This window comes from Vitiosangium sp. GDMCC 1.1324, assembly GCF_003044305.1.
Taxonomy (GTDB): Bacteria; Myxococcota; Myxococcia; order Myxococcales; family Myxococcaceae; genus Archangium.
In genome coordinates, this window is the sequence record NZ_PZOX01000001.1 from 492,738 (window position 1) to 509,948 (window position 17,211).

Sequence of the window (17,211 nt, forward strand, 5' to 3'; positions counted from 1 at the left end):
TGCGGCCAGGGTCAGCCGAGGATGTGGCCGCTTCCGGCGGAGGCCTACCTTGGGACACATACACCCCCCGTGCGGAGGCCTCCGGATGTCGCGAGGCACGCTGAGTCCCGACGAACCGCCCGCATTCCTGTAGCGTCGGTCTTTTGTCGGAGGCGTTTGCATGAGGAGACTGTGGGGCGTCCTCATCGGGGTTGTGTCGTTGGGTGCGGGGCTCTGGTGGATGTTCGCTGGAGGTCTCCTGGCTCATTCCGGCGCCGCCGAGCGCACACCCGGTTCCTCGGGGAGCGGTGCCACGGCACGGCTTCAGGGTGCTTCTGCAACTGCTCAGGAGGTTCCAGAGACGGGCGCGTTGCTGGACCCGGAAGCCGGACGTGGCCAGGGCTCCGAGGACGGGAAGGGCGCTGACTCCGAGGTCCGGGACTCGTGCTGGCTCACCGGGCGCGTGACGGATGAGGAAGGTCATCCCCTCTCCAGAATCGTGCTGGAAGCACACGTGACCGACCACCGGACCTTTCACCCCGGCGATTCGATGGTCACCGAGGAGGACGGGCTCTTCAGGCTCGGTCTGGCCTCGCCGGGGAACTACTCCCTCTACGCCGATGGCGAGGGTTATGTCGAAACGAGGCTGTCCGTGGAGCTCCTCGCCCCCTGTTCCCAGACGCTCGACATCATGCTGCAGCGCGCGGTGCTCGTGCAGGGCTCGGTCGTGGACGAGGCCGGGCAGTCCATTCCAGACGTCCAGGTGAGCCTGCTCCGTCCTCGGAAGGAGGGTGGGGAGGGTGAAGAGGAGGAGGTGCTCGTGTCCACCGAGTCCGGCGAGGATGGGACCTTCAGTCTGGATGCGCCGGGGCCCGGGAACTACACCGTCCATCTGTCGCATGAGGAGCATCTCACCACCGAGCGGACCGTCACGGCTCCCGTACGAGGTGCGCGGCTGGTGATGGACTCCGGCGCGATCGTGGAGGCCGAGGTGGTGGACGAGCTCGAGCGGCCCGTGGCCGAGGCGATGGTCCAGCTCCTCGCCGATCCGCTCGGCGATTCCGAAGCCCTGAAGACAGACGCCACCTCCGATTCAGGCCAGGTGACGCTGACGGGCCTCGAGCCCGGGAAGTACACGCTGGTCGCCGCGACTCCAGGCGCGGGCCATCTGCGCATCGTGGAGCGCGCCGTGGAGCTCCAGGAGTCGGAGCGGCGGCGGGTGCGCCTGCGATTCGAGGAGGGATTGCGGCTGTCGGGTGTGGTGGTGGATGGCGCGGGAAGGCCGGTGGAGGGCGCCCGCGTGCAGGCTGTGCCGGCGGGCCCGGAGGACTCGGGCCCCAGTGGGCGTACCGCGCTGGAGTCCTCGTTCAAGCTCACGGTGGCGGGCTGGGACTCCGAGGCGGAGAAGCCTCTGCTGACGGGGCCGGATGGGCGCTTCACCGTGAACCACTTGAAGCGGGGCTCCTACTTCGTGACGGCGCAGAAGGAGGGGTATGTCCTCGACAGGCGTTCCGAGACGCGGCGGGCGGTGGATTCCCCACCAGGAGTGCTCGTGCCCGCCGGGACGCGCGATGCCCGCGTGGTGCTCGAGTTCCAGGGCCTGGTGCGGGGACGGGTGGTCCGGGCGGATGGCTCGCCCATCACTCGCTTCCATATCAACAGGGCGCCCCGGGGGGACGAGCGAGGCGAGTTCCGCTGGCGCATCGAGCACTCGGGAGAGCAGGTGTTGAGCTTCACCGCGCCGGGCGTGGCGGGCACGGAGCGGAAGGTGCATGTGCGCCGGGGCGAGCTCGTGGACCTGGGCGACGTGGTGCTGCGGCCCGGGCGCGAGGTGCGCGTCCGGGTGGTGGACGCGGAGACCTCCATGCCTGTGCCTCATGCCCGTCCGGACCTGCGCGTCTCCTCGGTGGACGAGTCCGAGCTGGACCGCTCGCTCCTCTATCAAGAGCTGGTGCTCGTCCACATGACGTCCCGCACGGTGGGCACGAGGGCGGGCGGGTCTTCGACGGGCGAGGACGGGACGGCGGTCATCCCGAACGTGGAGGAGCGTCCGCTGGTGTTGCTGGTGCATCACGACGACTACCTGACGGCGAGCGTGCCGCTCGGGGCGGAGCAGCGCGAGGTGGAGGTGGCGTTGCGAGCCGGGGCCAGGGTGGAGGGCACCGTGCGGGACGGGACGGCGCCAGTGGAGGATGGCGTGGTGGAGCTCTTCACGCCGCAAAGGGTGCCTGTCAGCCAGGCCACCATCACCCGGGGCGCCTACTCCTTCGGGCCCCTGAAGGAAGGCAGTTACCTCCTCCGGGCGAGATCCTTCGTCTCGGAGGGCCCGGTTCCCGTGTTCCTCCCCAGGCCCGTCGAGGTGCCCGCCACCGGGAAGAGGACGCTGGACCTCGAGGCCTGGCGCGGTGGCGCCGCCGTGGAGGTGAACGTCTCCGAGCAGGCGCGGATGGTCATCCTCGTGCCCGGGTGGACGCCCCTGCCCGGCACGCGCGAGCAGCTCGAGAGGGCGATCGCGTTCGGCTGCCGGAATGTGGGGGGGCGGGAGGACGGCCACTTCCGTTTCCAGTCCGTGCCGCCAGGTCAATACACGCTTTTCGCGGTGCGCGACTGGAGCGCGCCCGAGCTGGAGGTGCATCGCGAGGAGGTGGAGGTGCCCGCGAAGGATGCGGTGTCCTTGCCGGTGCGGCCGCGCTGGCAGCGCGTGGGCTCGTCTTCGCCCGACTAGGGAGGCTTGCATCGTCTCCCTGGCGGGGGTTGCATGGCCCTGTCATGTCGCTCCCGGATTTGAAACAGACCCTGGATGCTTGGCGCGCCTCGCCCGACGTCCGCCCCAGCCACGATGATCCCATGTATCTGCTGGTGCTGGAGGGGAACTCCTCCTCGCTCCGGCCCCTGCCTCGGGGTGGCACCCTGCGTATCGGGAGGGATCCGCTCGCGGACATCCGCTTGGAGGATCCCTCGGTGAGCCGCCGCCACGCGGAGCTGCTGGTGGATGGGGGAGAGGTGCGCCTGAGCGACCTCGGCAGCCACAACGGCGCCCGGGTCAACGGGGAGCGGGTCGTGGGCGGACAGGTGCTCTACAGCGGAGACGTGGTGTCGCTGGGCGACGTCACCCTCGTCTTCCACTGTGGCGAGGGGGCTCAGCCCTCGCGGCCGCCGCTCGAGGAGCCCACCCTGCGCGCGCGCCTGTCCGAGGAGCTCGAGCGCGTGCTGGGCTACGAGCGCGCGGCGAGCGTGGTCGTGCTCGAGCCAGGACCCACCCAGGCACCCCTGCCCGAGCTGATGCGCGCCCTCGGCGCGTCCCTGCGGATGATGGACCTGGTGAGCCATGCGGGCAACGCGCTGGCGGTGCTGCTGCCCGAACTGGAGGAGGAGGCGGCGGAGGACGCGGCGCACAACCTCCTGGAGGTGCTCTCCCCACTGGCTCCGCAGGCGCGGGCGGGGCTGGCTTCCGCGCCCCAGGATGGGTTGAACGCGGATGCGCTCATCGCCGCCGCTCGGGCCGCGGCGCTGGCGGCGTCGCCGGGGAGCGTGCGGATCTCCGGCCCCACGCTCTACCGGCTCGAGCTCGGAGAGCGCTCCCTGGTGGTGGCGGATGCCTCCATGGTGCGCACGTACGAGCTGCTCCGGCGCCTGTCCGCCAGCACGCTCCCGGTCCTCATCCACGGCGAGACGGGCTCGGGCAAGGAGAACGCGGCCTGGGCGGTGCACTACTGGTCGCCGCGCGTGGAGCGGCCCTTCGACTTCCACCAGGTGTGCGTGCGCATGGCCATGGCGGACTACTGCGGAGAGGGAGCGCCCAGCACCTGAGAGCCAGTCCGTGAGGCGCGCCGGGCGATAGCGGGGCGGGATCGCCGCTTCTTGCCGGGGAATGCAAAAGTTGCACGGCCGTTCGCGGCCGGGAGTGCACACCTTGCATTCCTCGCGCCCCTCGGGGCCGCTACACTCCCCTCCATGCACTCACGATGCGAGCTCTGCGGCGCCAGCCTCCAGGAGGGAGACGTCCAGCCGGAAGCCGTGTACGTCAAGTGTTCCTCCTGTGGTGGGCTCTACGAGTTGTTGGGCTCGGATGCCAGGGACATGCTCGCGGGCCAGGGCGCTGCCCTGCCCGAGACGGCGCCGGTCCGCTCCAATCGGTTGGAGGATGACTGGGAGCTGGTGCGCGAGGGAGACACCCTCCACATTCGCTGGCCGTGGCGCTCTCTGGACTTCTGGAAGCTGGCGGTGTTGAGCCTCTGTGCCGGAGGCTTTGGGTTGGGGGGATACGAGGGGTGGATCCCTGGAAAGGGAGGCCGCCCCTTTGGTCCGCTCGCGTGGCTGTTCATGGCCGTGGGCCTCCTCGGTGGCTACTGGTGCATCCAGATCCTCGTCAACCACACGCGTATCAAGGCGTCACCCCAGACGGGCCTCGAGGTGCGGCATGGGCCGCTGCCCTCCTTGACTGGTTCGCATACGTTGGCCATGCGAGACATCCGCCGGCTCTATGGCCAGCAGCGCGCGAGCGTCAATAAGGAGGGGTTCACCGAGGTCGAGAACGAGCTGTGCGTGTCGTTGCAGAACGGCAGCAGCCACGTGCTCATCAAACAGGGGCTCTCGGCGGAGCAGGTGTTCTTCCTGGAGCGTACGCTGAATGAACACCTGGGGCTGAAGGAGCAGGCCGTCCCCGGGCAGCTCGAGGCCGAAAACCCGGGCGGGTAGGGCGGGGAAATGACGTCTGGATGAAACTGTCCCCGGGCTCCACATCCTTCTCGAGCCTGGGGGTGTTATGGGTCGGGCGGTATCCCTTGCTCGACCTGTTCTCATGCACACTTCCCCTGTTTCGGATTGCACCATGCGGACCGGCTCGTCCGTGCGTCCGCCTCGCTGGCACACCCTCTTGGTGACCCTGGCCCTGGTGGCCACCACGGGCTGCCCGAATTCGCGGCAGCCCGAGCCCCGCTACCAGGCCACCATCCGCCGCACCGCCTACGGGATTCCCCACATCACCGCCCCCAACATCGGCGGTGTGGGCTTCGGTCAGGGTTATGCCTTCGCCCGGGATCACGCTTGCAGCCTGGCGGACCAGATCATCAAGGTTCGCGGCGAGCGCGCCCGTTTCTTCGGGGCAGGACCCGGGGACGCCCACATCGCCAGCGACTTCGCCTACCACGCGCTGGATCTGCTCAATCGCGGCCGGGCCGGTCTCGAGAGCCAATCCGAGGACTCCCGTCAGTTCATCCAGGGGTTCGCCGACGGCTACAACCACTTCCTGGAGAGCTCCGGGGCCACGCAGTTGCCCTGTGCCGGGCAGCCCTGGCTGCGCCCCATCGGCGCGGAGGAGATGGTGGCCTACCTGATCAACATCACGCTGACGGCCAGCGGCTACCGCCTCACCGATGCCATCGCCGCGGCCCAGCCTCCCAGTCCACTGGGCGTGCAGTCCGTGCCGCCCGCGCTGCCTCCGCGCGAGGAGGCCAGCCTGGCGAGCAACGGTTGGGCACTGGGCGCCGAGCGCTCGGCGAACAGACGCGGCATGGTGTTGGCCAACCCGCACTTCCCCTGGGAGGGCGAGCTGCGGCTGTGGGAGAGCCACCTCACCGTGCCCGGCCAGCTCGACGTCTACGGCGTCTCCCTGCTGGGCGTGCCCGGGGTCCTCATCGGCTTCAACAAGGACGTGGCCTGGACGCATACCTTCTCCTCCGGCTCGCGCTTCACGGCCTATCTGCTGCAACTCGTTCCCGGCAAGCCCACCACCTATGTGTATGAGGGCCAGGAGCGTCAGATGACGGCCCGGACCTTCACCATTCAGGTGCTGCAGTCCGATGGCTCGCTGAAGGACGTCTCCCGCACCCTCTACAGCAGCCACCATGGCCCCCTGCTGGCCCTGCCCGGTCTGGGGTGGACCGGCTCGCTCGCCATCTGCTACCGGGACGCCAACATCGACAACACCGCCTTCGTCGCCCAGTTCCTGGGCATGGGCCGGTCCACCAGCCTCCAGCAGTTCCAGGAGGTCTTCGCCCAGGTGCAGGGCGCCCCCTGGGTGAACACCATGGCCACGGATCGCGAGGGAAACGTCTGGTACATGGATGCCTCGCCCACCCCCAATCTCAGTGCCGAGGCGCTGACGGCGTGGCAGCAGGCGGCCGCCACGCCCGGCTCGCCGCAGGCCGCGCTGCTGGCCCAGAGCGTGGTGCTGCTCGACGGGAGCCGTGCCCGCGACGAGTGGGTGGACGAGCCCGGCGCGCGCAGTCCGGGGCTCGTGCCCTATGCGCGGATGCCGCAGCTGTCGCGCCGCGACTTCGTCTTCAACTCCAATGACAGCTACTGGCTGGCCAACCCCGCGGCGCCCCTGGAGGGCTTCTCGCCGCTGCACGGCTTCGAGCGCGTACCCCAGACGCCCCGCACCCGCATGAACCTCGTCAATCTCACCGAGGTGCGCGAGGGCGGTGCCTCTGGCCCCGATGGCCGGTTCACCCTCGAGGAGCTGCAAGCCACCGTTCTCGACAACCGGAGCATGACCGCCGAGCTGCTGCTCGCGCAGGTGGTCCAGCGCTGTCAGGGCAACACCACGGGCACCGCCCGGGGCCACGCTGTGGACCTCACCCAGGCCTGTGCCGTGCTGGCGGCGTGGAATGGCCGCTACGACCTGAGCAGCGTGGGGGCTCCCCTCTGGCGCGAGTTGATGGGCGTCTACGGCGCTCCGGCCCTACAGAACGCGGGCCCCCTCTTCGCCACGCCCTTCTCGCCCTCACAGCCCCGGGACACGCCGAACACGCTCGTGCCGCCTCCCGGGTCGGGGACGGACCCGCTCCTGGACAAGCTGGCCGAGGCCGTGCTGCGCCTGGGGGATGCAGGCATCGCGGTGGATGCGCCGCTGGGCCAGGTGCAGTTCACCCCCCGAGCAGGCTCGCGCATTCCCCTCCACGGTGGCGTCGCCGTGGATGGCACCATGAACGTCGTCAGCTACCGGATCCTGAAGTCCACGGTGGACGCGGCGACACCGCGAGGCACGGTCATCAGTTCCCAGACAGGCCTCACCACCGAGGGCTACGTCGACAACTATGGGACGAGCTTCCTCATGGCCATGAACTACACCGACAGCGGCGTGGAGGCGCGGGCCGTGCTCACCTATGGCGAGTCCGAGGACACCGCCTCGTCCCACTTCAACGACCAGCTCCCGCTCTTCGCCCAGAAGCAGTGGCGGCCCATCCTGTTCTCCGCGCAGGAGATCGCCAACGCCCCGGACCTCGAGACGATCACTGTCACCCGGGATTGAGTCTCCGCCAGGGGGACGCCATCTGCTCGTGGGATGCGAGTCCCTGGAAAAGTGATGACGCCGCGGACAGACTGCGCCGCGATGGAGACACCCACCCTGGAGAAACTCCTGCGCGAGGCCGCCCGCGATGCGGCACTCTCACCGTCCTCTCACAATGCTCAGCCTTGTGAGTTGGCGCTCCTCTCGAGCGACGAGGCCTGCCGCGCCCTCGCTGGAGCCGGTGCTCCGCTCGGCGAAGGTGTGTACGTTGCGGTGGCCCTGGATCCGGCTCGGTGCCTGTGCGCGCTGCCGGCCCACCGCACCGAGATGCTGATGAGCGGTGGCATCTACGTGGAAGCCCTCTCCATCGCCCTGGCGGCACGCGGCGTCCGGGCCAGCCTCCGCTGGCGGCTCGGCGGTGTGCCTCCCGCGGTGGTGCGCTTGCTGGCCCCGTGGGAGCCGCTCGCGGTGCTGCACCTGACGCCCGCGCCGGTGGACGCCGGGGCGGTGGCGCTGCTGCCGCTGCTGGCGGCGCGCAGGACGAATCGCTCCCCGTACCGGTCCGAACCGCTCGACCCTGCGATCGTGGAGGCAGTGCGTGCGGCCGCGTCGCGGGCCTTTCCGGAGTCGAGCGAGGAGTGTGGGCTCGTGGCCCTCACGGATCGGAACGTCCTGGTGCGAGCGGGCGACGTGGTGGCGCGGTACGGCGCCCTGGAATTCACCCATGCGGCGGCGTGGCACGAGACCTACGCCCACATCCGCTTCGGCCCCGAGGTCATCCGCCAGGCCGAGACCGGTCTGCCCATCACGCACCTCCTGGCGAAGCAGCTTCCCGGGTGGCAGCAGGCCCTGCTGCGGGTGTTGCTGTCGCCCGCGTCCATACGGGCGCTCAGGCCGCTCGGGCTGGCGCGGTCCATGGCGCGGCAGTCGGGCACGCTCCTCGAGCGCTCGGGGATGCTGCTGTACCTCCACTTCCACGCGGAGGACCCCTCGGAGGCCACCCAGGTAGCGGCCGGAGGGCGGCTGCTGGCCACGTGGCTCGCGCTCGCGGCCCGCGGGGGGGCATTGCACCCGGTGAGCGTCATGATGCAGCACCCGGAGCCCCGCCAGAGGCTCATCTCGGAGCTGGGACTGCCACCGGGCCGGGGCTTCTTCTTCGCGCGCGCGGGTGTTCCGGCCGAGGAGATGCCTCCCGCCCCCAGGCGGCGCAATGCCGCGGAGCGCGTGCGCACGGCCTGACATGAGGCTCGGCCGGAAGGTTGACGGAGCAGGGCCCGGATGCGCGGCGGGTGGATGTGGAGCGGACGTCCAGCGGTGGCCCGAGGCGCTCTCCTGGACTCACAAGGTCTTGAGGTATTCCACGAGCGCCCAGCGATCCGCGTCGGGGAGCGTCACACCGTATTCGTGGCCGCGATTGGAGTTGCCGGTCACGGTGGTGTCGAACACGAAGGGCACCTGCCCGTCGCTGACGTAGCCCACCTTCCGGGGATCGTACTCCCAGCGGCCAACGGAGAACCGCTTGGGCCGCTCGGCGGGAGGCAGGAGCAGGTCATAGAGCGTGGGCACCGAGCCATTGTGGAGGTAGGGCGAGGAAGCCCAGGTCCCATTGAGCGGACGCGCTTTGTAGGACATCAGGTCAGCGCTCGGGTTCGTGTCACTGTTCTGGGTATGGTTGCCCTGCTTGGCTGTCTTCTCCTGTCCGTGGAGCCTGGCATTCGTGACGGCCTTCAGCGCCGCGACGGGCTTCGCCGATACGGAGCGCGTGACCAGATCGCCCAGGAGGGCGAGCGCGCGCAGCTCGGCTCCGTATTTTTCGCCGGTGGGGGAGATGGCTCCTTCGAGCACGCCCGCCGGTGCGCGCGCCTTGACGAGGTTGCTGGCGCTGGTGTCGTCGGTTCCGACGATGTCGATGCCCGTGATCATGGCGACGACGCTCCGCTTGGGATCGTCGCGGTCGATGGTTGCGTGGCAGGACACGCAGTGCGTCCGGTACAGGTCCTCGCCGCGGGCGGCCAGCTTGCGATCGATCGGCGGCAGGACGTCCTCCGGCCATCGCGGAGACTTCAGATTGCGCAAGCTCTCTTCCATCGCGACCAGTTCGTTCGCCTCGACTGTCGAGGGATACCCTCGTTTCGCCTCCTGCTCCGTCTCGTAGTGCTTCACCTCGATCTGCCCGTACACCCCCACCACCTCCCCGGTATTGCGGCCGAGCGAGCCCGCGCCCGCGTTGGGTGAGAACCCCGTCCATTGCACGTAGTCGTGGCGCGGCGCATCCCACAGGAGAGGGAAGCTGGTGGGCGCATTGGGCTCGAGGCTGTTCTTGGGATCGCTGGTGAAGCGGATCACCTGGTTGATGATCCGCCCGATCGCGTCGAGCCGGCCGAAGCCCTCCACCGTGGTCGTGCGGTTGGCGGATTCGTAGCTGTCGAACCAGCTCAACGTTTGTGTGAGGCTCTTGCGCGCTGCCTCTCGGCGGGCGCTGTCCCCGCCACCTCCCGGCACCGCGGCGGCGAAGCGCGCGAGCTTGGACTCATCCGCCAACGTGGCCGCCAATGAAGCCCTCACCGCACGCAGAAAGCCAATGATGTCAGCGAGCGCCGGAGCGCCGTCGATGCGCATCGCCGTACCGCGGTAGTTGATCTGCGAGGTATGGCATGCCGCGCAGGTCAAGCCGACCTTGTCCCCATGCCGCGCGAAGCCCACGGGAAGGGCGTCGGGGTTGTTCAGAGTCTTGTGCTGATTGAGGAGGCGGAAGCGCGTCAGGTTCTCGGGGAGGATGAGCGGCTTGTCGCTGTCGGCCTGCTCCAGATGCACCAGCGTGTCGTAGGGCATGAGGACCGAGCCTTGATCGGCATGATAGAACCACAGGGTCTCGGGCGGCCCCCATCCCTGGTCCAGGTAGACGAGGCGGGTCGCGCTGTCGCCATACGCATCCTTCGCGAGCACGAGCCCACCGCGCTCGCGGACGCCTTCCACCACCTGGCGGGTCTGCTCGATGGGGGCCGGTTTACCGGAAGGGGGCGCTCCAGTGCTCGCACAGGCCGTCAGCAGGAGCCATGGAACGACGAGGGAATGGTGTCGAGGCATGCCGCTCTCCTTCGTTGAAAGCCATTGCTGGGTAACACGCGTCCAGATGGCGAGAAAATGACCGTGATTGGCTCATCGGGTGGCCACAATCTGGCCATCTTCGTCCCCGCCCTCCTGCTGCTGGCCGGCTGCGGGACGCCCGCCTACCGGCAGCAGGCCCATCCTCCGTGACCCACTGACGGCTTGTGGCTCGAGCGTGGAGCACGCATGACTCAACCATGACACCACGGCGCGGCCGGAGGCGATTAGCCTCGGGGCTCATGTCCCTCCCGCGCGCTCTCCTCTCCGGTCTCCTGTTGGCGGCCCTCGCTTCCGTGGGCTGCATGCGTGGCTCGACGACTCCGCCCGCCACGGCCGAGCCCGTTCCTCCCGTGGTGTCGCCCGAGCCCGCTCCGGCACCCGAGCCCGCTCCGGAGGCAGCGCCCGAGCCCGTCACGGCCGATGTGTCTCCACTTCCGGTGCCCGCGAACGTTCCCGCCTCCTTCGCCGATGCGGGCCTCATCGCGCCCACCACCGCGCCGGGTGTCCCGGACATGGGGGCGGTGGACATCGCGGCGCTGCGCGACGCCGTCGCCGACCCGAAGCCCATTCCCGAGGCGCTGGTCCGGCGGTGGGATGCGCGAGACCAGACGAGCGAGGGAGGCGTCGAGGGCGGCGTGATGGGGGGAGTCGTGGGAGGCGTGGTGGGCGGCGTCCTCGGTGGTGCGGTGGGAGACTCTTCCGAGTCATCGGGAGCGCCGCTGATGCCAACCCCTGCTTCCGACTGGGAGAAGGCCGAACAGGAGGAGGGGCCCTCCGGACAGAAAAAGCCCGGCGAGCCCAAGGCGCCCCGGCCGGTGCTGCCGAAGGTGGAGTCCGCACCCCGCATGGCCAAGGTGCTGGTGCGGGACGAGCAGGGCCGCTACCAGCCGCTGACGGCTCGCGCGGTGCGTGTGGTGACGTACATCCAGGGCGCTCGCGCGCGCACGGTGGTGGACTACCTCTTCGAGAACGACACCTCGCGCTCCCTGGAGGGCACCTTCTATTACCCGCTGCCGGGCGGGGCGACGGTGGCGGGCTTCGCGCTGTACTCGGGGGCGGTAGAGGTGGACTCGCCCTCGCTTTTCCAGTCCTCGGAACTGCTGCCGCCGCTGGGGGACTCGAGCCGGGCGGAGGAGCTGGGAGCCGCGGCCCCGCCGTCCCCTCGGGACGCGGAGCGCTCCTGGGGCACCCGTCAGGAGGCCCATGTCGTCGAGCACACGCGCGCCCGCCAGGTCTACGAGGACGTGGTGCGCCAGAACGTGGACCCGGCGCTGCTGGAGTGGGCGGGGGCCTCCACCTTCAGCGCTCGCGTCTTCCCGCTGCCGCCGAAGTCCCTCAAGCGGGTGGTGCTCGCCTACGAGCAGACGCTCCTCTTCGATGGACAGAACCTGCGCTACACGTGGCCGCTGCCACCCGAGGCAGGGCGCACGCTCCAGGTGTCGGCGCGCGTCCACGTGGACCCGAGGTACGCGCGCGCGATGACGGTCCTCCCCGCGGCGGCCAGGCCGAGGGACCTGGGGCCGTGGCGGGTGTGGGACTGGCCGCGCTTGACGGGGGACGGCGCGCTGCAGGTGGCCCTCGCGCCGTTGCGCCTGGACGCGGACGTGCTGGTGGGCTCGGACCCCTCGGGACTGCCCGGTCAGGCCTTCTACGCCCGGGTGCGGCTGCCCTCGAGCTTCATCGTGGGCGAGGGAGGAGCGCCCACTGGGAGGGCGGTGCTGGTGGTTGACACCTCGCTCTCGGCGGAGGATGGCAACGCGTGGGCCCTTCAGGGCGCCCTGCTGCGCGCGCTGCTGGAGCGGGACGAGAGCCTCACCGAGTACGCGGTGCTCCTCTTCGATGTGAGGCCCCGCTGGCTGCATGGCCCGGGCTTCCGGCGCAACACGCCCGAGGCGCGCCGGGAGACCCTGGGCGAACTGGAGCGTGTCTTCCTCGAGGGCGCCTCGCATGTGGAGGGGATGCTGGCCGAGCTGGACCGGGCGAGCCGCGACTGGCTGAAGCCGGCGGTAGGCGGAGGCCGGGTGACGGCCTTCCTGCTCTCGGACGGCAACGTCACCTGGGGGCGGGGACAGGTGGACGCGCTCATTTCCCAGCATGCCTCCTCGGAGAAGCTGCGCTGGGTGAGCTACCGCTTTGGCGAGTCGGCGGTGAACACGGACCTCTTCGATGCGCTGGCCCGCGCGGGCGGCGGCCGGGTGGTGAGCGTGCTCTCCGGTCCGGAGGTGCCGGCGGCGGCGCGTGCGCACCGGGCGGCCTCGGCGGTGCTGGCCCGGGTGGAGGTACAGGGCACGAAGGTGAAGGACCTGGTAGTGGGCGGACGGCCCCACCTCGTTTTCCCGGGGCAGGAGTTGCAGGTGGCCGGGCGGCTGTTGGGCGAGGGGGCCGCGGAGTTGGCGGTGGTGGTGCGCTCGAATGGACAGGAGCGGACGATGCGGGTGCCGCTGCCGCGTGACCGGGACAGTGCCTTCGCGCCGCGGGCCTGGGCGGAGGGGTGGGTGGCCCGGCTGGTGGCCCTGGAGGACCCGCGGGTGGACCGGATGGTGGTGGCGCTCAGTCAGCACTACCGGCTGGCCAACGCGCGCGCCTCCATGCTGGTGCTGGAGTCGGAGGCGGACTACGTGCGCTACGCGGTGCGCGACGAGCAGGTGGAGCTCTCCGAGCTGGAGGCGCTGCGGCGGCGCGAGCAGGACCAGGAGCGCGAGCGGCTGGAGGGGCTGTCGTTGGACGGAGTGCCCGGCTCGGGCCGCGAGGTGCTGCGGGTGCTGGGCGCGAAGCAGGCGGAGCTGAGCTCACGGCTGAAGGCCCAACCCCTGCGGGACGAGCCCTACGCGGGAGGTGAGGAGCGGCTCCAGGCGGAGCTGGCGTACCGGCAGGCGCGGCGGGCCAACAAGGACGATGTGATGGTGTACGAGGCGGTGGCGCGCAAGCGGGCGCTCGCGGGAGATACGTGGGGCGCGGTGCGGGCCCTCTCGTCCCCCGTGGAGCTGCGGCCGAAGGACTCCGAGGCACTGCGGCTGGTGGGCTACGGACTGCTGGCGCTCGGACAGTACACGGCCGCCACGGAGCTCTTCGAGCACGTGCGGCTCAACCGCCCCTTCGAGCCGCAGTCCTACCTGGAGGAGGCCCTGGCCCTGGACGCGGCGGGGCGGCCGGCGGAGGCCGCGCGCGACTGGGAGATTGTCCTGGCGCGCGAGTGGGATCGGCATGGCGAGCAGGCCAGGACGGTGGCGGCGTACCACTACGGCCGGATGCTGATGGCACTGGCGAAGCAAGCCCGGCTCTCGGGGGCGGAGGTGGAAGCCATGGAGGCGCGGCGGCGCGAGCTGGCGAAGCTCGCGGAGCAGGGGCCCATCGACTACCAGCTCACCCTGCACTGGAACTCGGACTCGACGGACATCGACCTGTGGGTGGTGGAGCCGAACGGCGAGCGGTGCTCCTACCGGCGGATGCGGACGAAGCTGGGAGGCCAGCTCCACTGGGACACCACGGACGGGCTGGGGCCCGAGCTGTACCACGCGCGCAAGGCCGCACGAGGCACGTACCAGGTGGCGGTGCACTACTTCGGCAACAACTCGGCACGCTACGTGGTGCCCACGGCGCTTCTGCTCGTGACGGACCGGGGCGTCTTCTCCCGCGAGGATGGGTACCAGCGGCAGTTCCAGTTGCGCATCCTGCCGAAGGCCGAAGCCGCACTGCTCCTGCGCAGCGAGGAAGTGACTCCGGGGAAGCCGAGGACGAAGGCCGGAGAATGAGCCCCATTGAGGGGAGGATCGCCGGCCCGCGGACATGAACGCGGGCCGGCGTGTCTCGTCGGTTGGAGCTAGGTGCTGACCGAGCTCGATGAGAACGAGTTGCTCGGGAGCCCCGGCGGAAGGGATGCGCCGAAGGCGGGTACGACGGGACGCGGAGGAACCCGCGCCGCCGGTCCCTGGGGGAGGGGACTACTTCCCGAGCAGCTCGATCTCCGCCAACTGGGTGATCGAATCGCCGTGGGTCTCGTTGATCTGCAGACGGTACTGGCTGTAGGCCGTGGTGTTGTTGAGAGCGAAGGCCCGCGTCTGGAACCGCCAGGGGAAATCCTGCCCGGTCCGGGTATCCAACGTGACCCAGGTGACGCCGTCGTTGGAGGCCTGGAGCGTCCACGCCTTCGGATCCCGCCCGGGGAAGTCATTGGCGGACGTCAGCGTGTACAGGGTGACCGTCTTCGCCCCGCCCGTGAGCTGATAGCGGATCCACGGGGTCGTCTGGAAGGCGAGCCACTTCGTCAGCGAGTTGTCATCAAAACCCTGAGCGGTGCCCTCGCCACTCGCCGCGTTGTCACCGCTGGCGGAGATCGTCCCGCCCGTGGCCACATCGGCCAGCGGCTGCGGAACGGAGCTTCCCGTGGTGATGGAGGCGGGCACGTCACCACTGCCCGAGCCCCAGGTCGTCGCGGACGCGCCTATCGAGAAGTCCAGCGTGGCGCCGTTCACGAGCGCCGAATGGGGGAGGTAGTTCCGTGTATAGGCAACCCCGTTCAAGGTCACGCTCTGGATGTATCGGTTCGTGTTGCTGACGTTCGGGGCGTTGATGACGAGGTCCTTCCCGTTCTCCAGGTGGACCGTCATCTTCGTGAAGTATGGCGCGCCCACCGCATACTCCGGCCGTCCCATGCTGACCGGATAGAAGCCCATCGCGCTGAAGAGGTACCACGACGACATCTCGCCGTTGTCCTCGTCGCCCAGGTAGCCGTAGCCGTTGGTGAGTCCGGACTGATAGAGGTTGTTCAGGACGTCTCGGACGCGTTGTTGAATCCGCCACGGCGTCCCGGCATAGCTATACATGTAGAGCGTGTGATGGACGGGCTGGTTGGCATGGGCGTACTGCCCCATGTTCACGTCATAGGCTTCCGCCATCTCGTGGATGACGCCGCCGTAGCAGCCCACGTCATAGTCCCGGGGAGCCGCGAACAAGGCATCGAGCTTGTTGGCCAGTCCGCTCTTCCCGAAGTACAGGTTGGCGAGCCCCTGTCCATCCTGGGGCGCGAGCACGCTGTAATGCCAGGCATTGCCCTCGGTGTACTCGCATCCCCACCGGTTCGCCTTGAAGTCCGCATCCGAGGTCCGCCACGTGCCGTTCGCGTTCTTGCCACGGAAGAACCCGACGGAGGACGAGAAGATGTTGACGTAGTTCAGGGAGCGGTTCAGGAAGTACGGGGCGTCGTCCGTCTTGCCCAGGGCCTGGGCCAGTTGGGCGATGCCGAAGTCGTTGAGGTAGCCCTCCAGGGACCAGGACGTCGACTCGCCCACGAGGTCCTGCGGCGTGTACCCCAGGAAGACGGAGCGATTCATGCCCTTGCGGCCCCGGGCCGCATCACTGCTGTAGGTCGCCGCGTTTCGCAGCATCGAGTCATACGCCGCGGCGACGTCGAAGTTGCGGATGCCCTTCAGGTAGGCATCGGCGAAGATCACATCCGAGTTGGTCCCGACCATGATGTTGGCGTATCCCGGCGCGGACCAGCGGGTGACCCAGCCTCCGTCCTTGTAGCCATTGACGAACCCGTCGAGCATCTCGCCGGTCTTGGTCGGGATGAGCAGCGAATACAGCGGCCAGGTCGTCCTGTACGTGTCCCAGAAGCCGTTGTTGACGTAGACCTTCCCGGTCTTCACGGGGTTGCCACTCGCATACGGCGAGGCATAGCTCGGCGTGCCGCCGACGTTCTCCCAGGCGGAGTTCGGATACAGGAACGCCCGGTACATGTTGGAGTAGAGGATCGTCTTCTGATCGTCCGTGGCGCCTTCCACCTCGATCTTGCCCAGCAGGGCATTCCAGGCGTTCTCCGCTTCCAGCTTGACGGTATCAAAGCTCTTCGAGCCGATCTCCTGGGCCAGGTTGGACTGTGCCTGGGCCGCGCTGATGAAGGAGGTGGCGAGTGACATGGTCACCTGCTCGCCCGCGGTGGTGTTGAAGCGGACCCATGCCGTGACGGCGCGCTGTCCCGTCACATTCGCCGAGTCGGCGATGGCCTTGCTGAACTTCGCGTAGAAATACATGCGGGGGGCAGGACCCCAGCCGGACGAATGGTCGGTGTAGCCGGAGACGACGCCATTCGTCCTGTCGATGCTGAGGGAGCCATTCACACCATTCACGGTGTCGAACAGCAGGTAGGAGGCCGTGCTCGGGAACGTGAACCGCAGGGCCGCCGCATGGTCCGTCGGAGCGATCTCCGTCTGGAGGCCGCTGTTGAACTTCACGCTGTAGTAATGCGCCCGGGCTGTCTCATTGGCGTGGCTGAAGGCCGCGCCACGGGTCGCGCGGTCCACGGTCACCGCGCCAGACATGGGCATGATCTGGAATGTCTGGCGGTCGCCCATCCAGGGGCTCGGCATGTGGCTGATGGTGAAGGCCTGGATCGCGCTCCGGTTGTAGTCGTAGATCCAGCTCGTCGAGTTCGCATCGGTCATCGGCGTCCAGAAATTGAAGCCGAAGGGCACCGTCGTCGCCGGGAACGTGTTACCTCGGGAGTAGCCTCCGCCGGAGTTGCTGCCTCGCAGCGTGTTCACATAGTCCGACGGAAGTGCGGCCGCTGCCCCCGTCCAGAGGCAGATCAGGCCAACTCCCAATCCGTGGAACCACGACGGTGTTCTTCTCAGGTCGCTTCGAATCATCCGCGCGCCGCCTTTCATGTGACTGACCGATACGAAAGGCGCGATCTAACATGAATAACGTGTAAATCAAGATTTTGATGATTCTCCCGGTGTGGCTCTCCGACGCCGAGGGCATGCATCGCCAGACAAAACAGTGGGACCCCGGACCTCCCGCGCAGGCCCGGGGCCCCACTCCCAGCCGGAGGGGTTCCCCTCCGGCCAGGACTTCCGATGTCCGGGGCGGCTCCCCCCCTCTCCTCGCGA

At 69.0% G+C, this 17,211-nt stretch carries 8 protein-coding genes; 6 read left to right on the top strand and 2 right to left on the bottom strand.

Features of this window, described 5'->3' with window-relative positions:
* Positions 1–160: 160 nt before the first annotated feature.
* From DAT35_RS01875 to DAT35_RS01895, 5 genes are all read left to right on the top strand, one after another.
* Positions 161–2,704, top strand: coding sequence for a carboxypeptidase-like regulatory domain-containing protein (locus DAT35_RS01875; RefSeq protein ID WP_108065136.1), 2,544 nt, complete (start codon positions 161–163; stop codon positions 2,702–2,704).
* Between the two features lie 44 nt (positions 2,705–2,748).
* Entirely contained in the window at positions 2,749–3,789 is a 1,041-nt protein-coding gene (locus DAT35_RS01880) for an FHA domain-containing protein (RefSeq protein ID WP_108065137.1), read from the top strand.
* Between the two features lie 144 nt (positions 3,790–3,933).
* Positions 3,934–4,677: a hypothetical protein gene (locus tag DAT35_RS01885; protein ID WP_146209538.1), complete on the top strand. Its 744-nt coding sequence runs from the start codon at positions 3,934–3,936 to the stop codon at positions 4,675–4,677.
* Between the two features lie 133 nt (positions 4,678–4,810).
* Positions 4,811–7,234 carry an acylase gene (locus tag DAT35_RS01890; RefSeq protein ID WP_108065139.1) on the top strand — a complete coding sequence of 808 codons (2,424 nt, stop codon included), beginning with the start codon at positions 4,811–4,813 and terminating at the stop codon, positions 7,232–7,234.
* 54 nt (positions 7,235–7,288) lie between these two features.
* Positions 7,289–8,452, top strand: a complete 1,164-nt coding sequence (locus DAT35_RS01895; protein ID WP_146209539.1) for a hypothetical protein — start codon at positions 7,289–7,291, stop codon at positions 8,450–8,452.
* A 99-nt stretch (positions 8,453–8,551) separates the two neighbouring features.
* On the opposite strand, the gene DAT35_RS01900 is transcribed toward DAT35_RS01895, so the two are convergent.
* Positions 8,552–10,300, bottom strand: a complete 1,749-nt coding sequence (locus DAT35_RS01900; RefSeq protein ID WP_108065141.1) for a cytochrome c — start codon at positions 10,298–10,300, stop codon at positions 8,552–8,554.
* A gap of 323 nt (positions 10,301–10,623) precedes the next feature.
* On the opposite strand from DAT35_RS01900, the gene DAT35_RS01905 reads away from it, so the two are divergent.
* A complete protein-coding gene (locus tag DAT35_RS01905) occupies positions 10,624–14,073 on the top strand; it encodes a VIT domain-containing protein (protein ID WP_108065606.1) in 3,450 nt (1,149 codons plus the stop codon).
* A gap of 189 nt (positions 14,074–14,262) precedes the next feature.
* Here the strand turns inward: DAT35_RS01905 and DAT35_RS01910 are convergent, their stop codons facing one another.
* Positions 14,263–16,968, bottom strand: a complete 2,706-nt coding sequence (locus DAT35_RS01910) for a GH92 family glycosyl hydrolase (protein WP_199242771.1) — start codon at positions 16,966–16,968, stop codon at positions 14,263–14,265.
* Positions 16,969–17,211: the final 243 nt, after the last annotated feature.